The sequence below is a fragment of the Oleiphilus sp. HI0128 genome (assembly GCF_001635365.1).
In genome coordinates, this window is record NZ_LWGG01000318.1 from 1 (window position 1) to 789 (window position 789).

Here is a 789-nt window from a genome sequence, read left to right on the forward strand (position 1 = left end):
GAAGATATTACTCACAACGTACGTACCATCAACTCAATACCGCTTCGTTTGCTTGGTAGTGGTTTCCCTGATGAACTAGAAGTGAGGGGTGAGATATTTATGCCTCTGGTTTCATTCAATCGACTTAATGAAGAAGCGCAAACGAACGGAGACAAACTGTTCGTTAATCCGCGTAATGCTGCCGCAGGTAGTTTACGCCAGCTCGATTCCAAAGTGACAGCGAAAAGGCAATTGAAGATGTGCGCCTATTCTGTTGGCTACTCTTCTGGACTAGGGCTTCCCAGTAGTCACTTCTCAACACTTGAAAAGCTTAATGAATGGGGCTTTGTGGTCAATAGCGATATGCAGCAACTTCAAAATATTGAGGAATGTATCGCTTACTGTGAGATGCTTAGCGATAAGAGGTCATCACTCGATTATGAAATAGACGGCATCGTGTTTAAGGTGGATGATTTTGCAGCCCAAATGGAATTAGGCTTCGTTGCGCGTGCGCCACGCTGGGCTGTTGCTTATAAGTTTCCTGCTCAAGAGGAGCTTACAGTGCTCGAAAGCGTTGACTTTCAGGTTGGGCGTACCGGCGTTCTCACGCCTGTTGCTCGTTTAAAGCCTGTTTTTGTCGGTGGCGTGACCGTTAGCAACGCAACCTTGCATAATATGGATGAAGTTAAGCGTTTACAAATAAGGGTAGGTGACACGGTTGTCATTCGCCGTGCCGGTGACGTAATCCCTAAAGTTGTACGATGTGTTAAAGAGCGTCGACCACCAGATAGTGTTGATATTGTCCTGCCA

Annotated in this window: 1 protein-coding gene; it reads left to right on the top strand. The window is 46.3% G+C overall.

The window, feature by feature from the left end; genetic code table 11:
* Positions 1–789: NAD-dependent DNA ligase LigA (ligA, locus tag A3763_RS04020; protein WP_156494891.1), on the top strand; the 789-nt coding region annotated here is incomplete at both ends.